We start from the raw sequence: 14,998 nt of genomic DNA, 5'->3' as shown, positions 1-14,998 counted from the left end.
TTGAGGGATTGGGCATAAGCGCCCGGCTTCGATGGCAGGTCTCCTGGCTCACGGCTTGACACTGCGCCCGCCTTCCCGACCTTGCGGTCAGTGGCATCTGGGCGTTATTCACCGTTTACAGTTGCGGGGGCAGCCAGGGCATTGGCGACGTGCGCCGCACCCTGTTCCCTTTTCATCCAGTCGCATAAATGCGAACCGGAACCATCGGCGGCCACCTTACCCGGCGGCTAAGAGAAATGACAGAGCCAGGCGCCTTACGCCGTATGACGCAAGCAGGTGAAGACGCCACTGGCATTGGCGCACAGCTGCCCCTGAGCATCATGCAGCGTGGCCTGCACTGCGACCTGTCGCCCCTCGCGCTGCTGCACACGGGCTTCGGTGCGGAGCGGCAAAGCCGCAAGACCAATCGGGCGCAGGTAATTTACCTGCAGGCTGGCGGTCACATAGACCTCTTCGGCGCTGGCCTGCGAATACACCGCCAGCCCCAGCGCCGCATCGAACAGCGTGGCGGTGTAGCCGCCGTGCACTCCGCCGAGCGGATTGAAGTGCACAGCCGGCGGCTGACTGCTGAAGCTCGCCACTCCGGCTGCGGCCTGCAGCTGAGAGATACCGTAGTCCGCACCGATATCACCGGCCAGCCAGGCCTGTAACTGCTGAAAAAGACTGGCGTGCATGCTCGACGCCTTAGATCAAATGCGGCGTGCTGCGCGCCACCAGCGCGTCAACATCCAGCCCACGCGGCAAGGTGCCGTAGACCCGACCGCCCTGCCCGCCCAGACGGCTGGCGATAAAGGCATCGGACACTGGCGCATTGCCGGCTTCCAACAGCAGCTTGGCTTGCAGCGCTAGGGCTACGTCTTCAGTCAGCTGACGGGCGCGGTACTGAATATCTGCGGTATCGCGAAAATCCGCCTGCAGTTGCGTGATATGGGATTTCAGCCGCGCATCACCATGGCCATCGCCCAACTCAGCGAACAGCGCATCGAGCACGCCCGGCTCCTTGGACAGGGCGCGCAGCACGTCCAGGCACTGCACGTTGCCCGAGCCTTCCCAGGTCGAGTTGACCGGTGCTTCGCGGTACAGCCTTGGGAGGATGGTGTCCTCGACATACCCGGCGCCACCCATGCATTCGGCGGCCTCGTTGATCATGGCCGGCGCGCGTTTGCAGATCCAATACTTGCCTACGGCGGTAACCAAGCGGGCGAACTTGTCTTCCTGATCAATGTGCGGATTGTCCAGCGCTTTGCCCATGCGCATGGTCAGCGCCAGCGCCGCTTCGCTTTCCAGAGCCAGATCGGCCAGTACGTTCTGCATCAGCGGCTGCTCGCTCAGTACACGGCCGCCAACCTGGCGATGGGCGCAGTGGTGTGCGGCCTGGGTCAGGGCCTGACGCATCAGCGCGCTGGAGCCGATCATGCAGTCGAAGCGGGTCAGCGCGACCATCTCGATAATGGTCGGCACACCACGGCCTTCTTCGCCGACCATCCAGGCCAGGGCGCCGCGAAACTCCACTTCGCTGGAGGCGTTCGACCAGTTACCCAGCTTGTTTTTCAGGCGCTGGATATACAACTCGTTGCGCGTGCCGTCTGGGCGATGGCGCGGCAGCAGAAAGCAGGTCAGGCCCTTGGTGGTGTACGCCAGGGTCAGGAAGGCGTCGCACATCGGCGCCGAGCAGAACCACTTGTGCCCCACCAGCTCATAAGCCTGCCCGGGGCCACCGAGGCCCACCGGGTAGGCGCGCGTGGTGTTGGCGCGCACATCGGTGCCGCCCTGCTTTTCGGTCATGGCCATGCCGATGGTCGCGCCGGTTTTCTGCTCGATTGGCAGGTTGCGCGGATCGTACTGAGTCGAGAGGATTTTCGGCAGCCACTTCTCGGCCACATCGGCCTGCAGCTTGAGCGCCGGCACGCTGGCGAAGGTCATGGTCAGCGGGCAACCGCTGCCGGCTTCGGCCTGGCTGTGCAGGTAACTCATGGCGGCGCGCGCCACCTGAGCGCCGGCACGCGGGTCGGTCCAGGGCATGGACGGCAGACCATGCTCGATGGCTGCGCTCATCAACTGGTGATAGGCCGGGTGAAACTCCACCAGATCGGCGCGGTGACCGTAGCGGTCGTGGCTCTTGAACACCGGTTTATTTTCATTGGCGAGAAAGCCTGCGGCCATCAGCTCACCACCGGCCAGCGCGCCATACACATCCAGGCGCGGCTCGGCCCAGCCGCCGCCGAAGCGCTTGCTCCACTCCTGCAGCGGCAGGTCAACGCGGTACAGGTTGGCGCCATCCAGCGGCGGCACCTGGTTGAACACTTCATGGGTTTCGGCGTGTTGGCTGGCATTCATGGCTGAGGCTCCTCTTCGGGCAAATTGGCGCCCACGGCGCGCAGGCAAAAGGTGACCAAGGCCTGGCTGACTTCAGCCAGGCTGGGGGCGGGATAACCGGCTTCGCGGGCCGCACGGGCGGGCGGCGACAGTGGGCCGACCAGGGCTTCGGCGATGGCGCCGACCAGGCAGGCGGCGACCAGATTGATCTGCTGCACACGGAACACGCCTTGTGTAGCGCCTTCCTGCAGCAATTCGACGAACAGGTCGGCATAGGCTTCGCGGTAAAACAGGCGCTGCTCGTCAACTTCCGGATCGACCGGTTCGGCGATCAGGGCGAAGGCCAAACGGCGGCTGTCCCAGGCACGCGCGGCAAAACGCTCAAGCCCTGCGGCCAGACGCTGCACCGGGCTGCCAGGGCCACGCACGCTGACCGCCAACGCATCCACCTCACGCTGGCTGGCCACCGCAAACACCTCGGCCGCCAGGCTGCCTTTGCTGCTGAAATGGCGGTACAGGCTGCCGGTGGCGATGCCGACATCCTCAGCCAGCGCCTGCATGGTCAAGGCAGCAAAACCGCCCTCAGCAACCCGCACCAGCGCGGCGCTGATGATGCGCTCACGCAGCGCCTGGTCGCGGTCGATACGCAGGGCAGTAGTGCGATAGGCCATGATCTGAATCCTGATTCACTATCGCTCAAGTGAATCAGGATTCAGAGTTTGGCTAAAGGGCGATTCCGGGCACAACAGCGGGCATATTGGCCAGCTGTTGGCGTGTACAACTCATGCGATCAGGACTCGCGGCAGAGCACCCAGTCGTGCAATAGATTGCGCAGCTGTTCGAACTTAACTGGCTTGGCCAGGTAGTCGCTCATGCCAGCAGCAAGACAGCGCTCGCGGTCGCCGCTGTGGCTGTGGGCGGTGATCGCCAGCACTGGCAGCAACTGACAGCCCGGCAGGTTACGCAGCGCCCGGCAGGTGGCAAAACCGTCCATCACCGGCATCTGGCAGTCCAGCAGCACGGCGTCGATGGTCTCGCTACGCAAGAGCTCAAGGGCTTCAGCGCCATTGTCGGCCGTGCGTACCTGATACCCCAGCTTGAGCAGCATGCCGCGGGTTACCAGCTGATTGATCGCGTTGTCTTCGACGATTAATACCGTGCACTGCTCAGGCGCGCGCAGCGCCGGGCCGGTGGCGCGCAGCACGACGGCAGCTGGGGAGGTCATTTGCACCGGCAAGGCCAACGGCAGCTCCAGGCGGAAACAGCTACCCTGACCGGGCTGCGATTCATGACTGAGATCACCGCCGAGCAGATCGACCAGCTGCCGGCAGATCGCCAGACCAATGCCCAGACCGCCGTACTCGCGGGTCATCGAACCATCCAACTGCTGAAAGCGCTGATACAGCTTGCCGTCAGCCGGTACGGCAAAGCCCACACCGGTATCAATCACCTCGATGCGCAGCGGCAGAATATCGCTGGCCGAACCGCCACGGCTGACCCTTACACGCACCTCGCCATGCAAGGTGAACTTGATGGCGTTATCCAGCAGGCAGTTAAGGCTTTGCACCAGTTTGCTGGCGTCACCCTCAAGGGTGTCGGGCAGGCTGTCATCCAGCTCCAGCACAAAGCGCAGACCCTTGTCTTCGGCGCGTGGCGCGTACTGCGCACGCAAACCGTCAAACAGCCCGCGCAGGCTGAACGGCTCGCGCCGTGGGTACAGCCGCCCGGCCTGCAGTTCGGTCAGAGCGAGGATGTCATTGACCATGCGCATCATGTCGCGGGCGGAACTGGCGGCCGTACGCTGGTAGTGCGCCAGCTCGCCGTCGAGTTCGAGCATCTGCATCAGTTCCAGCGAACCAATCACCCCGTTCATCGGCGTGCGCAGTTCGTGGGTGACGGTGGCGAGGAATTCATCCTTCAAGCGGTTGCTGTTGGCCAGTTCCTGGTTGAAGGCTTCGAGCTTGAGCCCGGCCTCCTGGAGGATGCGCGTGCGCTCTTCCTTCATCGCGTTGATGCGGTCGGCCAGCGCCAGCGAGAGCAGGCCGACTTCCAGCGCCGAGCCGATCTGGCTGGCGTACATGGTGAGGAACATATTCGGCAGGTAGCCCAGCACCATCAGAGTGTTGATCATTCCGCCGGCGAGAAAGGCCGTCCAGGCGATGATGAAATAACGCGCCACACGCATGCCGCGCATCCAGGCGAGGATGCCGGCACTGAAGATCACCACGGTAAAGCCCAGCGCCAGGTAGGTAGCCAGGCGCAGCGACAGGGCGTAGCTGGCCGTCAGCGCCAGGGTCATCACCAATACGCCGCAGGCCATCATCAGCAACAGGGCGCGGTCGACCCAGGGGCTGTGCTCGGCGGTATGCAGAAAACTGCGGGCAAACTGACAACCGAACAGCGCCGCCGCGCCAATCAGGAAGGGCGTGGCGGCGTTCGCCCACCAGGGGCTGTTGGGCCAGAAGTATTCGATGGCCGCGCCGTTGACCGATAGCTGATAAAAGCCGAACGAGGCGATATAGAGGATGTAATACAGGTAGCTGGTGTCGCGCACGCTGAGGAAGATAAACAGGTTGTAGATCAGCATCACCAGCAACACGCCGTAGATGATGCCCAGCACATAGATGCGCGCCGGCTGTTCTTCCAAGTAGGCATTCGGTGCCCAGAGAGTCAGCGGCGCCTGGATCGAGCCCTGGCTTTCCAGGCGCAGATAAACACTCTGCCGTTGCCCCGGCGGCAACTTCAGTTCGAATACATAGTTGTGCTGTTTGATCTCACGGCTGGAGAACGGCAAGGCATCACCGGTGTGCTGGCTCAGCTGATAACGCCCCTGCGCATCGGGCAGGTACAGCTGCACATGATCAAGCGGCGGATAGGCCAGCTCCAGCAACCAGGGCTGCACGCCTGTCGCCTGCTGCGGGCGGTATTCCAGATCCAGACGCAGCCAGAACACCGAGCGCGAATAGCCGGCGTTCAGCACACCCTTGTCGTGCTGGCGGAAACTGGCCTGCAGGGCCGGCGAGGTGATGTCCTCGATGCTGGCATCACCGCGTACATCCTCAAATACCGACATGGCCTTGCCGAGCGGCAGGCTGCGGGTGTTTTCGTCAAAAACCAATGCCCCGGCCAACCCTGGCACCAGCATGAAGAAACAGAGAAGGATGTAGTGCATGCAGCTCAGCCAGAGTAAGCCAGCAGCGCCTTAGGTAGCGCCGCTGGAAGCGGTGTAGTTGGATGCTGGCACTCTAGGGGCTGTTGCCGTTTCAGCGCAAGCCGCGTTGCTGCGCAAAATCTCGCCAGGCTAGGCGTGGGACGCAGGTAATGTTCCCTTGCCAAGTTCCACAACACCGCATGGCGAGATTTTTCGCGCAACCCGCAGGGCCGGGCCAGTTTTAGCGCGATGCTGCGTTTCTCGACACTCATGTGGAACAACCAAACTTCGTGTCTCGTGCCTGGCCTCGCGCTAAAACTGGCTCCGGCGCGGTCGCGATGAAACGGTAACAGCCCCTAACATAGGCCCTTGCGCCAGAGCCCCAGGAAAAAGCTGGACGCGCATAATGCCGCTCACTTAAACCACGTTAACGGCATTTACGTGTAGCCCGGATGCAATCCGGGAACCTTCTGAATTCCGAAAAACGTCCCGGATTATATCCGGGCTACGGGCATGCGACAGATCGTCCGCTTGGCTGGCTTTCCTGCCACGGCGGGGTCTGCAAGCCGTGGTTTGGTGGTAAGCTCGCGCACCATGAAAACGCCTACCTCTCGCCCCGTAGTGCTGTGCCTGTCCGGTCATGACCCCAGTGGTGGTGCCGGCCTGCAAGCCGATATCGAAGCCCTGCTCGCCCAAGGTTGTCACGCTGCTCCAACCGTGACCGCGCTGACCGTGCAGGACACCGTCAACGTCCATGATTTTCGCGTACTCGACCGCGAGTGGGTATTGGCCCAGGCCAATGCGGTGATCAACGACCTGCCAGTCGAAGCAGTCAAGCTCGGCATGCTCGGCTCGGTCGAGATGGTCGAAACCGTGCTGGAAATCATGCAACGCCTGCCGGGCATCCCGCTGGTCTGCGACCCGGTGCTGCGCGCCGGCGGCGGTGGCGCGCTGGGCAAGGATGAAGTCGGCTACGCCATGCGTGAGCGCCTACTGCCCGTCGCCACCATCGCCACGCCGAACCTGCCAGAAGCGCGCATCCTCGCCGAACTGCCGGATGGCACGGCCGATGAATGTGCAGAGAAGCTGCTGCCGTATATCCAGCACCTGCTGATCACTGGTGGCCATGGCGATGAGCACGAAGTGCACAACCGCCTCTATAGCCGCGACGGCAGCCGCCACACCTTTACCTGCCAGCGCCTGCCCGGCAGCTACCATGGTTCCGGCTGCACCCTGGCCAGCACCCTGGCCGGTCGCCTGGCACTGGGTCAGGAACTGGTCAGCGCCGTGCAATTTGCCCTCGACTACACCTGGCGCACCCTGCGCGACGCCGAACAACCGGGCCACGGCCAGTACATCCCGCGTCGCCTGCCGCTGGATGCTTATTAATAGAAAGCAGCTGATGGAGCGCTTCCAATGAAACTGCGTGGCCTGTATGCCATCACCGACAGCGAATTGCTCAAGGGCAAACTGCTGCCTTACGTCGAAGCTGCGCTCAAAGGCGGCGCGACGCTGCTGCAATACCGCGACAAATCCAGCGATGACGCCCGCCGCCTGCGCGAAGCCGAAGCCCTGCGCGAGCTGTGCAACCGCTACGGCGCCGCGCTGATCATCAATGACGACGCCGAATTGGCCGCGCGCCTCGGCGTGGGCCTGCACCTGGGCCAAGGCGACGGTTCACTGTCCGCCGCCCGTGCGCTGCTCGGGCGCAAAGCGATTATCGGCGGCACCTGCCATGCCCAACTGGAGCTGGCCGAGGCCGCCGCCAAGGAAGGCGCCAGCTATGTCGCCTTCGGCCGCTTCTTCAATTCCAACACCAAGCCCGGCGCACCGGCAGCCGACGTCGCGTTGCTGGCGGCAGCGAAAGCCAAGGTCAATCTGCCAATTGTCGCCATCGGCGGCGTGACCCTGGATAACGCACCTGAGCTGATCGCCCACGGCGCCAGCATGGTCGCGGTGGTACACGGCCTGTTCGGCGCCGACTCGGCGGCTGAAGTCGAGCGCCGCGCCCGCGCCTTTAGCGCCCTGTTTACCCCGAAATAACGGCCTGGAGCCATTATTAACGTCGCACAGCGACGACCCGAAGGGTGGCCGCCAGGGATGGCAGGCCATAATTAATCCTTGTCAGGGGCAGCCCGGCTCGCCCCAACTCCCAGTTTGAGAGGCCCTGCCATGTCCCGCTCCGAAACCCTCTTCGCTAACGCGCAAAAGCACATCCCCGGCGGCGTCAACTCGCCCGTGCGCGCCTTCAAAAGCGTCGGCGGCACGCCGCTGTTCTTCAAACACGCCGAAGGCGCCTACGTCACCGATGAAGACGACAAGCGTTATGTCGATTACGTCGGTTCCTGGGGCCCGATGATCCTCGGCCACAGTCACCCTGAAGTCCTCGACGCGGTGCGCAATCAGCTGCAGCACGGCCTGTCATACGGCGCGCCGACCGCCATGGAAACCGAGATGGCAGACCTGGTATGCAGCCTGGTGCCGTCAATGGAAATGGTGCGTATGGTCAGCTCCGGCACCGAAGCAACCATGAGCGCCATCCGCCTGGCCCGTGGCTACACCGGCCGCGACAACATCATCAAATTCGAAGGCTGCTACCACGGCCATTCCGACAGTCTGCTGGTAAAAGCCGGCTCCGGGCTGCTGACCCAGGGCGTGCCGAGCTCCGCCGGTGTGCCGGCGGACTTCGCCAAACACACCCTGACCCTGCCATTCAACGACCTGGCGGCGGTCGAGCAGATGCTCAGCGAAGTCGGCTCGACGGTGGCCTGCATCATCGTCGAGCCGGTGGCCGGCAATATGAACTGCGTGCCGCCGGCACCGGGCTACCTGCAAGGCCTGCGCGAACAGTGCGACAAACACGGCGTGGTGCTGATCTTCGATGAAGTGATGACCGGCTTCCGCGTCGCCCTCGGCGGTGCTCAGGCGTATTACGGCGTCACCCCGGATCTGACCACTTTCGGCAAGATCATCGGCGGCGGTATGCCAGTCGGCTGCTTCGGCGGCAAACGCGAAATCATGCATTGCATCGCCCCGCTCGGCCCGGTCTACCAGGCCGGCACCCTGTCGGGTAACCCGCTGGCCATGGCCGCTGGCCTGACCACCCTGCGCCTGATCAAGCGCCCGGGCTTTCATGCCGAACTGAGCGACTACACAAGCCGCATGCTGCAAGGCCTGCAGGACCGCGCCGATGCGGCCGGCATCCCGTTCGTCACCACTCAAGCGGGCGGCATGTTCGGCCTGTATTTCAGCGGCGCCGACGATATCGTCACCTTTGATGATGTGATGGCCAGCGATGCCGAGCGCTTCAAGCGCTTCTTCCACCTGATGCTGGCCGGCGGCGTGTACCTGGCACCAAGCGCCTTCGAGGCCGGTTTTACCTCCATTGCCCATGGCGATGCCGAGCTGAAGATCACCCTGGACGCCGCCGAGCGCGCCTTTGCCGAGCTGAAGAAAGCCTGATGCAGTACAGCACCGCCTTTAGCGACGCGATCCTGGCCCTGGCCTGTCTGGCCTGTGCAATCGCCATCGGCAAAGCCCGCAAGCACTACGGCGAGGCCGATCAGCCCGGGCTGTTCTGCGCCTTGCTGGGGTTTCTTCTGCCTGCGGCTGCAGCGGCCGTTGGGGTGATTCGCTTTGGCATCGACCCCAGCGCGCAGGCCGCGCATCTGTGGCTAAGCCAGGCCAGCAGCTTTCTCGGCCTGCCGTTGCTCGGCGCCGCCGCACTCGCCCTGGGTCGCGGCTGGAAGTGGAGCCGTGCCAACTGGGGACGCATCCTGCTGGGTCTGTGCGCGTTCTTCGAACTGTTCCGCCAGATGAACCTGCTGGAGGATTACCGCCTACTGCTCAACCTGGCGACCCTGCTGCTGATTCTCTACGCCGGCGCCGTACAGTGGCCCAAGCGCGCGCCCCTGGCGGCGGCGATTGCGGTGGTCGGGTTGTTTCTGCTGGCCGGTTTGGCGGTTGGCACCGAGGGCTTTATCGGTTCTTTACGCCGAGTCGACTTGTTCCACGCCCTACTGACACCCGCCTACCCACTGCTGGCCTGGCTACTGTTGAGCCTGCCTGGCAGCGCAAAAAATGGCCGCACGGAAGAAAACCCGGTAAAGACTTTGTAAGAACGTCGCTGCTTATTTCATAATGTGATGGCTGCCGCGTTCCGGCGGCCAGGCACATCGCCTGTTGTGCATCCCGAGGTAAACGGATTTTCATGAAACGCACCGGCCGCACCCTGTCCCTGGGCTGCCTGTTGCTCCTGCTGCCACTGCTTGCCTCGGCGAGCGGCAACTCCTTGCTGATCCCCGCGCTTGGCAGCTGCTCACTCAACACCGCCCCTGAAGAACTGCCCGCGGCTGTCGAAGCGTGCGAGCAAGCTGCCCGCAATGGCGACTTACAGGCGGAGTTTGAGCTGGGCGAGTTCTATTACGACGGCAAGCGCGTCGAACGCGACCTCAGCCTGGCGCTGAAATGGTTCGAGCAGGCCTCGCTGCAAGGCCATGCGCAATCGCAGTACCGCCTGGGCATGATGTTCTTCCGTGGCGAAGGCGTACCGGCGAACGCGGTGCAGGCCTATATCGTGCTAAAAATGGCGGCGGTGAACGGCTCGGACGAAGCCATGGACAGCGCCGACCTGATCGCCGCACAGATGCCGCGCAACGAACTGGAAATCGCCAGCCAGGTGCTCGGGCAGATATTCCGCAACTACCTGCTGGAACTGCAGAACGCCGACACCTTTACCTCGCCGTTCGCCCCGCTGCCGTAGTCAAACCGTTTTGGCGTGAAGCGTAGCGAGCGAAGAGCAGGCAAGGCAAAAACTGGCGAGGCAGCGGAGTTTACTGGTGTAAATGAGCATGCCGAGCCAGTTTTTAACGCCGCATGATCGAGCGCAGTAGCTTCACTTGTCAGGCATCGGCATGGGGAACGGCATCACATTACCGCCACCCTTGGCTTCGCTGATCTTCGGCGTACCCAGGCGCTCGACTTCGTCGATGCGGATGATCGCGTGCATGGGGATAAAGCTGCGCACCACGCCATCGAACTGCGCCTTGAGCTTTTCCTCGCTGGGGTCGACGACCACCTGGGTGCGCTCGCCGAAGACGAACTCCTCCACTTCCAGAAAGCCCCACAGATCGCTTTGAAAGATCTGCTTGGCGTACATCTCGTACACCTGACCCTGGTTGAGGAAAATCACCTTGTAGATGGGTTCGCGCTTGCTCATGGCTATGCAGTTCGTACCGAGGGGTTAATTGAAAGGGCGCGGATCATAGCATAGCCGCCTAGCAGCCAACGCCAGGGTCTGTTGCCGCTTCGTTCGCGGCCGCGCCGGAGCCTGTTTTAGCGCGAGGCAAGGCACGAGACACGAAGTTTGGTTGTTCCAAATGAGTGTCGAGAAACGCAGCATCGCGCTAAAACAGGCCCGGCCCTTCGGGTTGCGCGCAAAATCTCGCCACACGGTGTTGGAGGACTTGGCAAGGGAACAACCATTACCTGCGTCCTCCGCCTAGCCTGGCGAGATTTTTCGCGGCAACGCGGCTCGCGACGAAGCGACAGCAGACCCTAGGAACCCTGGCACTAGCTCCCTATAATGCGCGGTTCTTCGAATCACCCTTTTTGAGCGCGCATGACCAAGAAGCTTTATATCGAAACCCACGGTTGCCAGATGAACGAGTACGACAGCTCGCGCATGATCGACCTGCTGGGCGAACATCAAGCCCTGGAAGTCACCGAGAAGGCCGCAGACGCTGACATCATCCTGCTCAACACCTGCTCGATCCGTGAAAAAGCCCAGGACAAGGTGTTCTCGCAACTCGGCCGCTGGCAAAAGCTGAAGATTGCCAACCCCGACCTGGTGATCGGCGTCGGCGGCTGTGTGGCCAGCCAGGAAGGCGCGGCGATTCGTGATCGCGCGCCCTACGTCGACGTGGTCTTCGGCCCGCAGACCCTGCACCGTCTACCGGAAATGATCGACGCCGCGCGCACCACCAAGATCGCCCAGGTCGACATCAGCTTCCCCGAGATCGAGAAATTCGATCGCCTGCCCGAACCGCGCGTCGATGGCCCCAGCGCCTACGTTTCGGTGATGGAAGGCTGCAGCAAGTACTGCACCTTCTGCGTGGTGCCCTACACCCGTGGCGAAGAAGTCAGCAGGCCCATGGCCGATGTGCTCGGCGAGATCATCCACCTGGCCGAACACGGCGTGCGTGAGATCACCCTGCTCGGGCAGAACGTCAACGGCTACCGTGGCGCGACCCAGAACGGGCAGATCGCCGATTTTGCCGAGCTGCTGTATGCCGTGGCCGCCATCGATGGCATCGACCGCATTCGCTACACCACCAGCCACCCGCTGGAGTTCTCCGACGCGCTGATCCAGGCCCACGCCGAGATCCCCGAGCTGGTGAAATACCTGCACCTGCCGGTGCAATCGGGCTCCGACCGCATTCTCGCGGCGATGAAGCGCAACCACACCGCACTGGAATACAAGTCGCGCATCCGCAAGCTGCGCGCCGCCGTGCCGGACATTCTGATCAGCTCGGACTTTATCGTCGGCTTCCCCGGGGAAACCGAGAAGGACTTCGAGCAGACCATGAAGCTGGTCGAGGATGTCGGTTTCGACTTTTGCTACTCCTTCGTCTACAGCGCGCGCCCCGGCACCCCGGCGGCCGACCTGCCCGATGACACCCCGCTGGAGCTGAAAAAACAGCGCTTGGCGCTGCTGCAGCACCGCATCACCCAGCAGGGTTTTGAGAACAGCCGACGCATGGCCGGCACCGTGCAGCGCATCCTGGTCAACGATTACTCGAAGAAGGACCCCGGCATGCTCCAGGGCCGTACCGAGAGCAATCGGGTGGTCAACTTCCGCAGCGACAACCCGCGCCTGATCGGCCAGTTTGTCGACGTGCATATCGACGAAGCCATGCCCAACTCGCTGCGCGGCACCCTGTTAACCGACTAAAGCCGCAGCGGCCCGAGCTTCCCCCTCGCGGCCGCTAGCGCTATTCTTCGTTTCACTACCCCAGCCGACTGGCGGCCATCACACGACCTTGAACGCACCCATAGAACCACTCCGCTTTATCCTTGAACCCTTTGAGGCTCGCCGCTTCGCTAACCTGTGCGGCCAATTTGATGAGCACTTGCGCCTGATCGAACAGCGCCTGAGCATCGAATTGCGCAACCGCGGCAACCAGTTCGAACTGGTCGGCACCGCCGGTCAGACCCGCGCTGCCGAGCAGCTACTGCGCCGCCTCTACCGCGAAGCCGAAAACACCGAACTGTCGCCCGACCTGGTGCACCTGTTTCTGCAGGAATCCGGCATCGAGGAAATGAGCAACCCGACCGTCGAAGCCAGCGTCGCCCTGCGCACCCGCAAGGGCATGATTCGCCCGCGCGGGGCCAATCAGCAGCGCTACGTCAAAGCCATCCTCGACCACGACATTAACTTCGGCATCGGCCCAGCCGGCACGGGTAAAACCTACCTGGCGGTGGCCTGCGCCGTGGACGCCCTGGAGCGCGAGCAAATTCGCCGTATCCTGCTGGTACGCCCGGCGGTAGAAGCTGGCGAGAAGCTCGGTTTCCTCCCCGGCGACCTGTCGCAGAAGATCGACCCCTACCTGCGCCCGCTGTACGACGCACTGTATGAGATGCTCGGCTTCGAGCAGGTGGCCAAGCTGATCGAAAAGCAGGTGATTGAAGTCGCACCGCTGGCCTATATGCGCGGCCGCACGCTGAACAACAGCTTTATCATCCTCGACGAAAGCCAGAACACCACGCTGGAACAGATGAAGATGTTCCTTACCCGCATCGGCTTCGGTTCTACCGCAGTGATTACCGGTGATATTACCCAGGTCGATCTGCCGCGCGGCACCAAAAGCGGCCTGACCCACGTCATCGACGTGCTGCGTGACGTACCGGGCATCAGCTTTACCCACTTCAAGCCCAAGGACGTGGTGCGCCACCCACTGGTGCAGCGCATCGTCGAAGCCTACGAGCGCTACGACAACCGCATGCACGGCAAGCTGGATGACGAGCAGGATGAGCGCAATGCTTGAGCTTGACCTGCAGATTGCCAGCGACGCCGCCGCCCTGCCGAGCGAGGCGCAGTTTCGCGCCTGGTGCGAGATTGCCCTGCGCCAGCGTACAGCGGATTCCGAGCTGACCATTCGCCTGGTCGACGAAGCCGAAGGCCGCGAACTCAATCACACCTGGCGGCATAAGGATTACGCCACCAACGTACTATCCTTCCCTGCCGATGTACCAGACGAAATGCTGGATATCCCGCTGCTCGGCGATCTGGTGATCTGCGTGCCGGTGGTTGAGCGCGAAGCCCAGGAACAAGCGAAAACCAGCGAAGCGCATTGGGCGCACCTGGTGATCCACGGCTGCCTACATTTGCTCGGCTACGACCACATCGAGGATGAGGAAGCCGAAGAGATGGAAGCGCTGGAACGAGAATTGCTGGCTGAGTTGGGTCACCCCGACCCCTACGCCGACCACGAATAAGAGGGCACCTACAAACTACTGCGCTCGGCCATACTGCGTTGCACTCAGTCTCAAATGCTCATGTACAACTCGTACACTCCGCTTTTCGACTGAGCGCGCCTTGCCTGGCCATCGCTCGCTACGTTTGTAAGTACCCTCTAAATAGAAACCCAACTGAAATTACAAAAGGTTCCTGAGTAACCACCATGAGCGAAGACCGATCGAGCAACGAGCAGAAGTCCTGGTTTAACAGACTGACCCAGGCTTTTGCTCATGAGCCGAAAAACCGCAAGGAATTGCTGGAAGTGCTGCGCGAAGCGCATCAGAACAAGCTGCTCGACAGCGAAGCACTGGCCATCGTTGAAGGTGCAATTCAGGTCGCCGACCTGCAGGTTCGCGACATTATGGTGCCGCGCTCACAGATGATGAGCATCAAGGCCAACCAGACGCCCAAGGAATTCCTGCCCTCGATCATCGAAGCCGCGCACTCGCGCTATCCCGTGGTGGGCGAGAGCCTCGACGATGTGGTCGGTATCCTCCTGGCCAAGGATCTGCTGCCGCTGATCCTCTCGGGCGAACAGCCCAACTTCAATATCAAGGACCTGCTGCGTCCGGCCACCTTCGTACCCGAGTCCAAGCGCCTCAACGTGCTGCTGCGAGAGTTCCGCGCCAACCACAACCATATGGCCGTGGTCATCGATGAGTACGGCGGCGTTGCCGGCCTGGTGACCATTGAGGACGTGCTGGAGCAGATCGTCGGCGATATCGAAGACGAGCACGACGTGGAGGAAGACAGCTACGTCAAACCACTGCCTTCCGGCGACTTCCTGGTCAAGGCGCTGACGCCGATTGAAAGCTTCAACGAAGCCTTCGACACCGAATTCTCCGATGACGAATTCGACACCGTCGGCGGCCTGGTGATGAGCGCCTTCGGCCATCTGCCCAAGCGCAACGAAGTCACCCAGATCGGCGAGTTCCGCTTCCGCGTACTCAACGCCGACAGCCGCCGCATCCACCTGCTGCGCCTGAGCCCGGTTAGTAACTGACATACGCTGG

General features: G+C 62.4%; 14 protein-coding genes and 1 riboswitch. Of the genes, 9 read left to right on the top strand and 5 right to left on the bottom strand.

Going from position 1 to position 14,998, the window contains the following annotated elements; genetic code table 11:
• Positions 1–15 precede the first annotated feature (15 nt).
• Positions 16–221, bottom strand: a riboswitch (cobalamin riboswitch).
• A 33-nt stretch (positions 222–254) separates the two neighbouring features.
• The 4 genes from P3C18_RS04895 to P3C18_RS04880 form a co-directional block, all read right to left on the bottom strand.
• Positions 255–674: a PaaI family thioesterase gene (locus tag P3C18_RS04895; RefSeq protein WP_275960739.1), complete on the bottom strand. Its 420-nt coding sequence runs from the start codon at positions 672–674 to the stop codon at positions 255–257.
• Between the two features lie 10 nt (positions 675–684).
• Positions 685–2,337 carry an acyl-CoA dehydrogenase family protein gene (locus P3C18_RS04890; RefSeq protein WP_275960738.1) on the bottom strand — a complete coding sequence of 551 codons (1,653 nt, stop codon included), beginning with the start codon at positions 2,335–2,337 and terminating at the stop codon, positions 685–687.
• Positions 2,334–2,987, bottom strand: a complete 654-nt coding sequence (locus tag P3C18_RS04885) for a TetR/AcrR family transcriptional regulator (RefSeq protein ID WP_275960737.1) — start codon at positions 2,985–2,987, stop codon at positions 2,334–2,336. Before P3C18_RS04885 ends, P3C18_RS04890 begins: the two co-directional genes overlap by 4 nt.
• 119 nt (positions 2,988–3,106) lie before the next feature.
• Entirely contained in the window at positions 3,107–5,488 is a 2,382-nt protein-coding gene (locus tag P3C18_RS04880; RefSeq protein ID WP_275960736.1) for a hybrid sensor histidine kinase/response regulator, read from the bottom strand.
• A 573-nt stretch (positions 5,489–6,061) separates the two neighbouring features.
• On the opposite strand from P3C18_RS04880, the gene P3C18_RS04875 reads away from it, so the two are divergent.
• From P3C18_RS04875 to P3C18_RS04855, 5 genes are all read left to right on the top strand, one after another.
• Complete coding sequence (locus P3C18_RS04875; RefSeq protein WP_275960735.1) at positions 6,062–6,856, top strand: hydroxymethylpyrimidine/phosphomethylpyrimidine kinase; 795 nt, start codon at positions 6,062–6,064, stop codon at positions 6,854–6,856.
• 27 nt (positions 6,857–6,883) lie between these two features.
• Complete coding sequence (thiE, locus tag P3C18_RS04870) at positions 6,884–7,510, top strand: thiamine phosphate synthase (RefSeq protein WP_275960734.1); 627 nt, start codon at positions 6,884–6,886, stop codon at positions 7,508–7,510.
• Positions 7,511–7,639: 129 nt separating this feature from the next.
• The gene (hemL, locus tag P3C18_RS04865; RefSeq protein WP_275960733.1) at positions 7,640–8,929 is read left to right on the top strand and encodes a glutamate-1-semialdehyde 2,1-aminomutase; all 1,290 of its coding nucleotides are present in this window, start codon (positions 7,640–7,642) and stop codon (positions 8,927–8,929) included.
• Positions 8,929–9,585, top strand: coding sequence for a hypothetical protein (locus P3C18_RS04860; protein ID WP_275960732.1), 657 nt, complete (start codon positions 8,929–8,931; stop codon positions 9,583–9,585). The genes hemL and P3C18_RS04860 overlap by 1 nt, the downstream gene beginning before the upstream one ends.
• Before the next feature lie 92 nt (positions 9,586–9,677).
• Positions 9,678–10,229 (top strand): tetratricopeptide repeat protein, encoded by a 552-nt coding sequence (locus P3C18_RS04855; protein ID WP_275960730.1) that lies wholly within the window; start codon positions 9,678–9,680, stop codon positions 10,227–10,229.
• Between the two features lie 132 nt (positions 10,230–10,361).
• Here P3C18_RS04855 and P3C18_RS04850 read toward each other — a convergent pair whose 3' ends face one another.
• A complete protein-coding gene (locus P3C18_RS04850) occupies positions 10,362–10,685 on the bottom strand; it encodes a DUF1820 family protein (protein ID WP_090249225.1) in 324 nt (107 codons plus the stop codon).
• A 402-nt stretch (positions 10,686–11,087) separates the two neighbouring features.
• On the opposite strand from P3C18_RS04850, the gene miaB reads away from it, so the two are divergent.
• The 4 genes from miaB to P3C18_RS04830 all read left to right on the top strand — a co-directional run bounded on the left by miaB (position 11,088) and on the right by P3C18_RS04830 (position 14,988).
• Positions 11,088–12,419: a tRNA (N6-isopentenyl adenosine(37)-C2)-methylthiotransferase MiaB gene (gene miaB / locus P3C18_RS04845; RefSeq protein WP_275960729.1), complete on the top strand. Its 1,332-nt coding sequence runs from the start codon at positions 11,088–11,090 to the stop codon at positions 12,417–12,419.
• An 88-nt stretch (positions 12,420–12,507) separates the two neighbouring features.
• Positions 12,508–13,512: a PhoH family protein gene (locus P3C18_RS04840; protein WP_275960728.1), complete on the top strand. Its 1,005-nt coding sequence runs from the start codon at positions 12,508–12,510 to the stop codon at positions 13,510–13,512.
• On the top strand, positions 13,505–13,963 hold the full coding sequence (gene ybeY, locus P3C18_RS04835; RefSeq protein ID WP_275960727.1) for an rRNA maturation RNase YbeY: 459 nt from the start codon (positions 13,505–13,507) through the stop codon (positions 13,961–13,963). The genes P3C18_RS04840 and ybeY overlap by 8 nt, the downstream gene beginning before the upstream one ends.
• A gap of 185 nt (positions 13,964–14,148) precedes the next feature.
• Entirely contained in the window at positions 14,149–14,988 is an 840-nt protein-coding gene (locus P3C18_RS04830; RefSeq protein WP_090249233.1) for an HlyC/CorC family transporter, read from the top strand.
• Positions 14,989–14,998: the final 10 nt, after the last annotated feature.

The sequence above is a fragment of the Pseudomonas sp. 1928-m genome, assembly GCF_029269135.1.
Lineage (GTDB): Bacteria > Pseudomonadota > Gammaproteobacteria > Pseudomonadales > Pseudomonadaceae > Aquipseudomonas.
The sequence above is the reverse complement of the archived record's forward strand: the minus strand, read 5'-3'. Positions and strand labels throughout refer to the sequence as shown.

Excerpts from the sequence above, each read along its gene's own strand:
- P3C18_RS04830 (WP_090249233.1), top strand. The coding sequence starts at position 14,149 with ATGAGCGAAGACCGATCGAGCAACGAGCAGAAGTCCTGGTTTAACAGA.
- thiE (WP_275960734.1), top strand. The coding sequence starts at position 6,884 with ATGAAACTGCGTGGCCTGTATGCCATCACCGACAGCGAATTGCTCAAG.
- P3C18_RS04875 (WP_275960735.1), top strand. The coding sequence starts at position 6,062 with ATGAAAACGCCTACCTCTCGCCCCGTAGTGCTGTGCCTGTCCGGTCAT.
- ybeY (WP_275960727.1), top strand. The coding sequence starts at position 13,505 with ATGCTTGAGCTTGACCTGCAGATTGCCAGCGACGCCGCCGCCCTGCCG.
- miaB (WP_275960729.1), top strand. The coding sequence starts at position 11,088 with ATGACCAAGAAGCTTTATATCGAAACCCACGGTTGCCAGATGAACGAG.
- hemL (WP_275960733.1), top strand. The coding sequence starts at position 7,640 with ATGTCCCGCTCCGAAACCCTCTTCGCTAACGCGCAAAAGCACATCCCC.
- P3C18_RS04890 (WP_275960738.1), bottom strand. The coding sequence starts at position 2,337 with ATGAATGCCAGCCAACACGCCGAAACCCATGAAGTGTTCAACCAGGTG.
- P3C18_RS04885 (WP_275960737.1), bottom strand. The coding sequence starts at position 2,987 with ATGGCCTATCGCACTACTGCCCTGCGTATCGACCGCGACCAGGCGCTG.
- P3C18_RS04850 (WP_090249225.1), bottom strand. The coding sequence starts at position 10,685 with ATGAGCAAGCGCGAACCCATCTACAAGGTGATTTTCCTCAACCAGGGT.
- P3C18_RS04895 (WP_275960739.1), bottom strand. The coding sequence starts at position 674 with ATGCACGCCAGTCTTTTTCAGCAGTTACAGGCCTGGCTGGCCGGTGAT.
- P3C18_RS04855 (WP_275960730.1), top strand. The coding sequence starts at position 9,678 with ATGAAACGCACCGGCCGCACCCTGTCCCTGGGCTGCCTGTTGCTCCTG.
- P3C18_RS04860 (WP_275960732.1), top strand. The coding sequence starts at position 8,929 with ATGCAGTACAGCACCGCCTTTAGCGACGCGATCCTGGCCCTGGCCTGT.
- P3C18_RS04880 (WP_275960736.1), bottom strand. The coding sequence starts at position 5,488 with ATGCACTACATCCTTCTCTGTTTCTTCATGCTGGTGCCAGGGTTGGCC.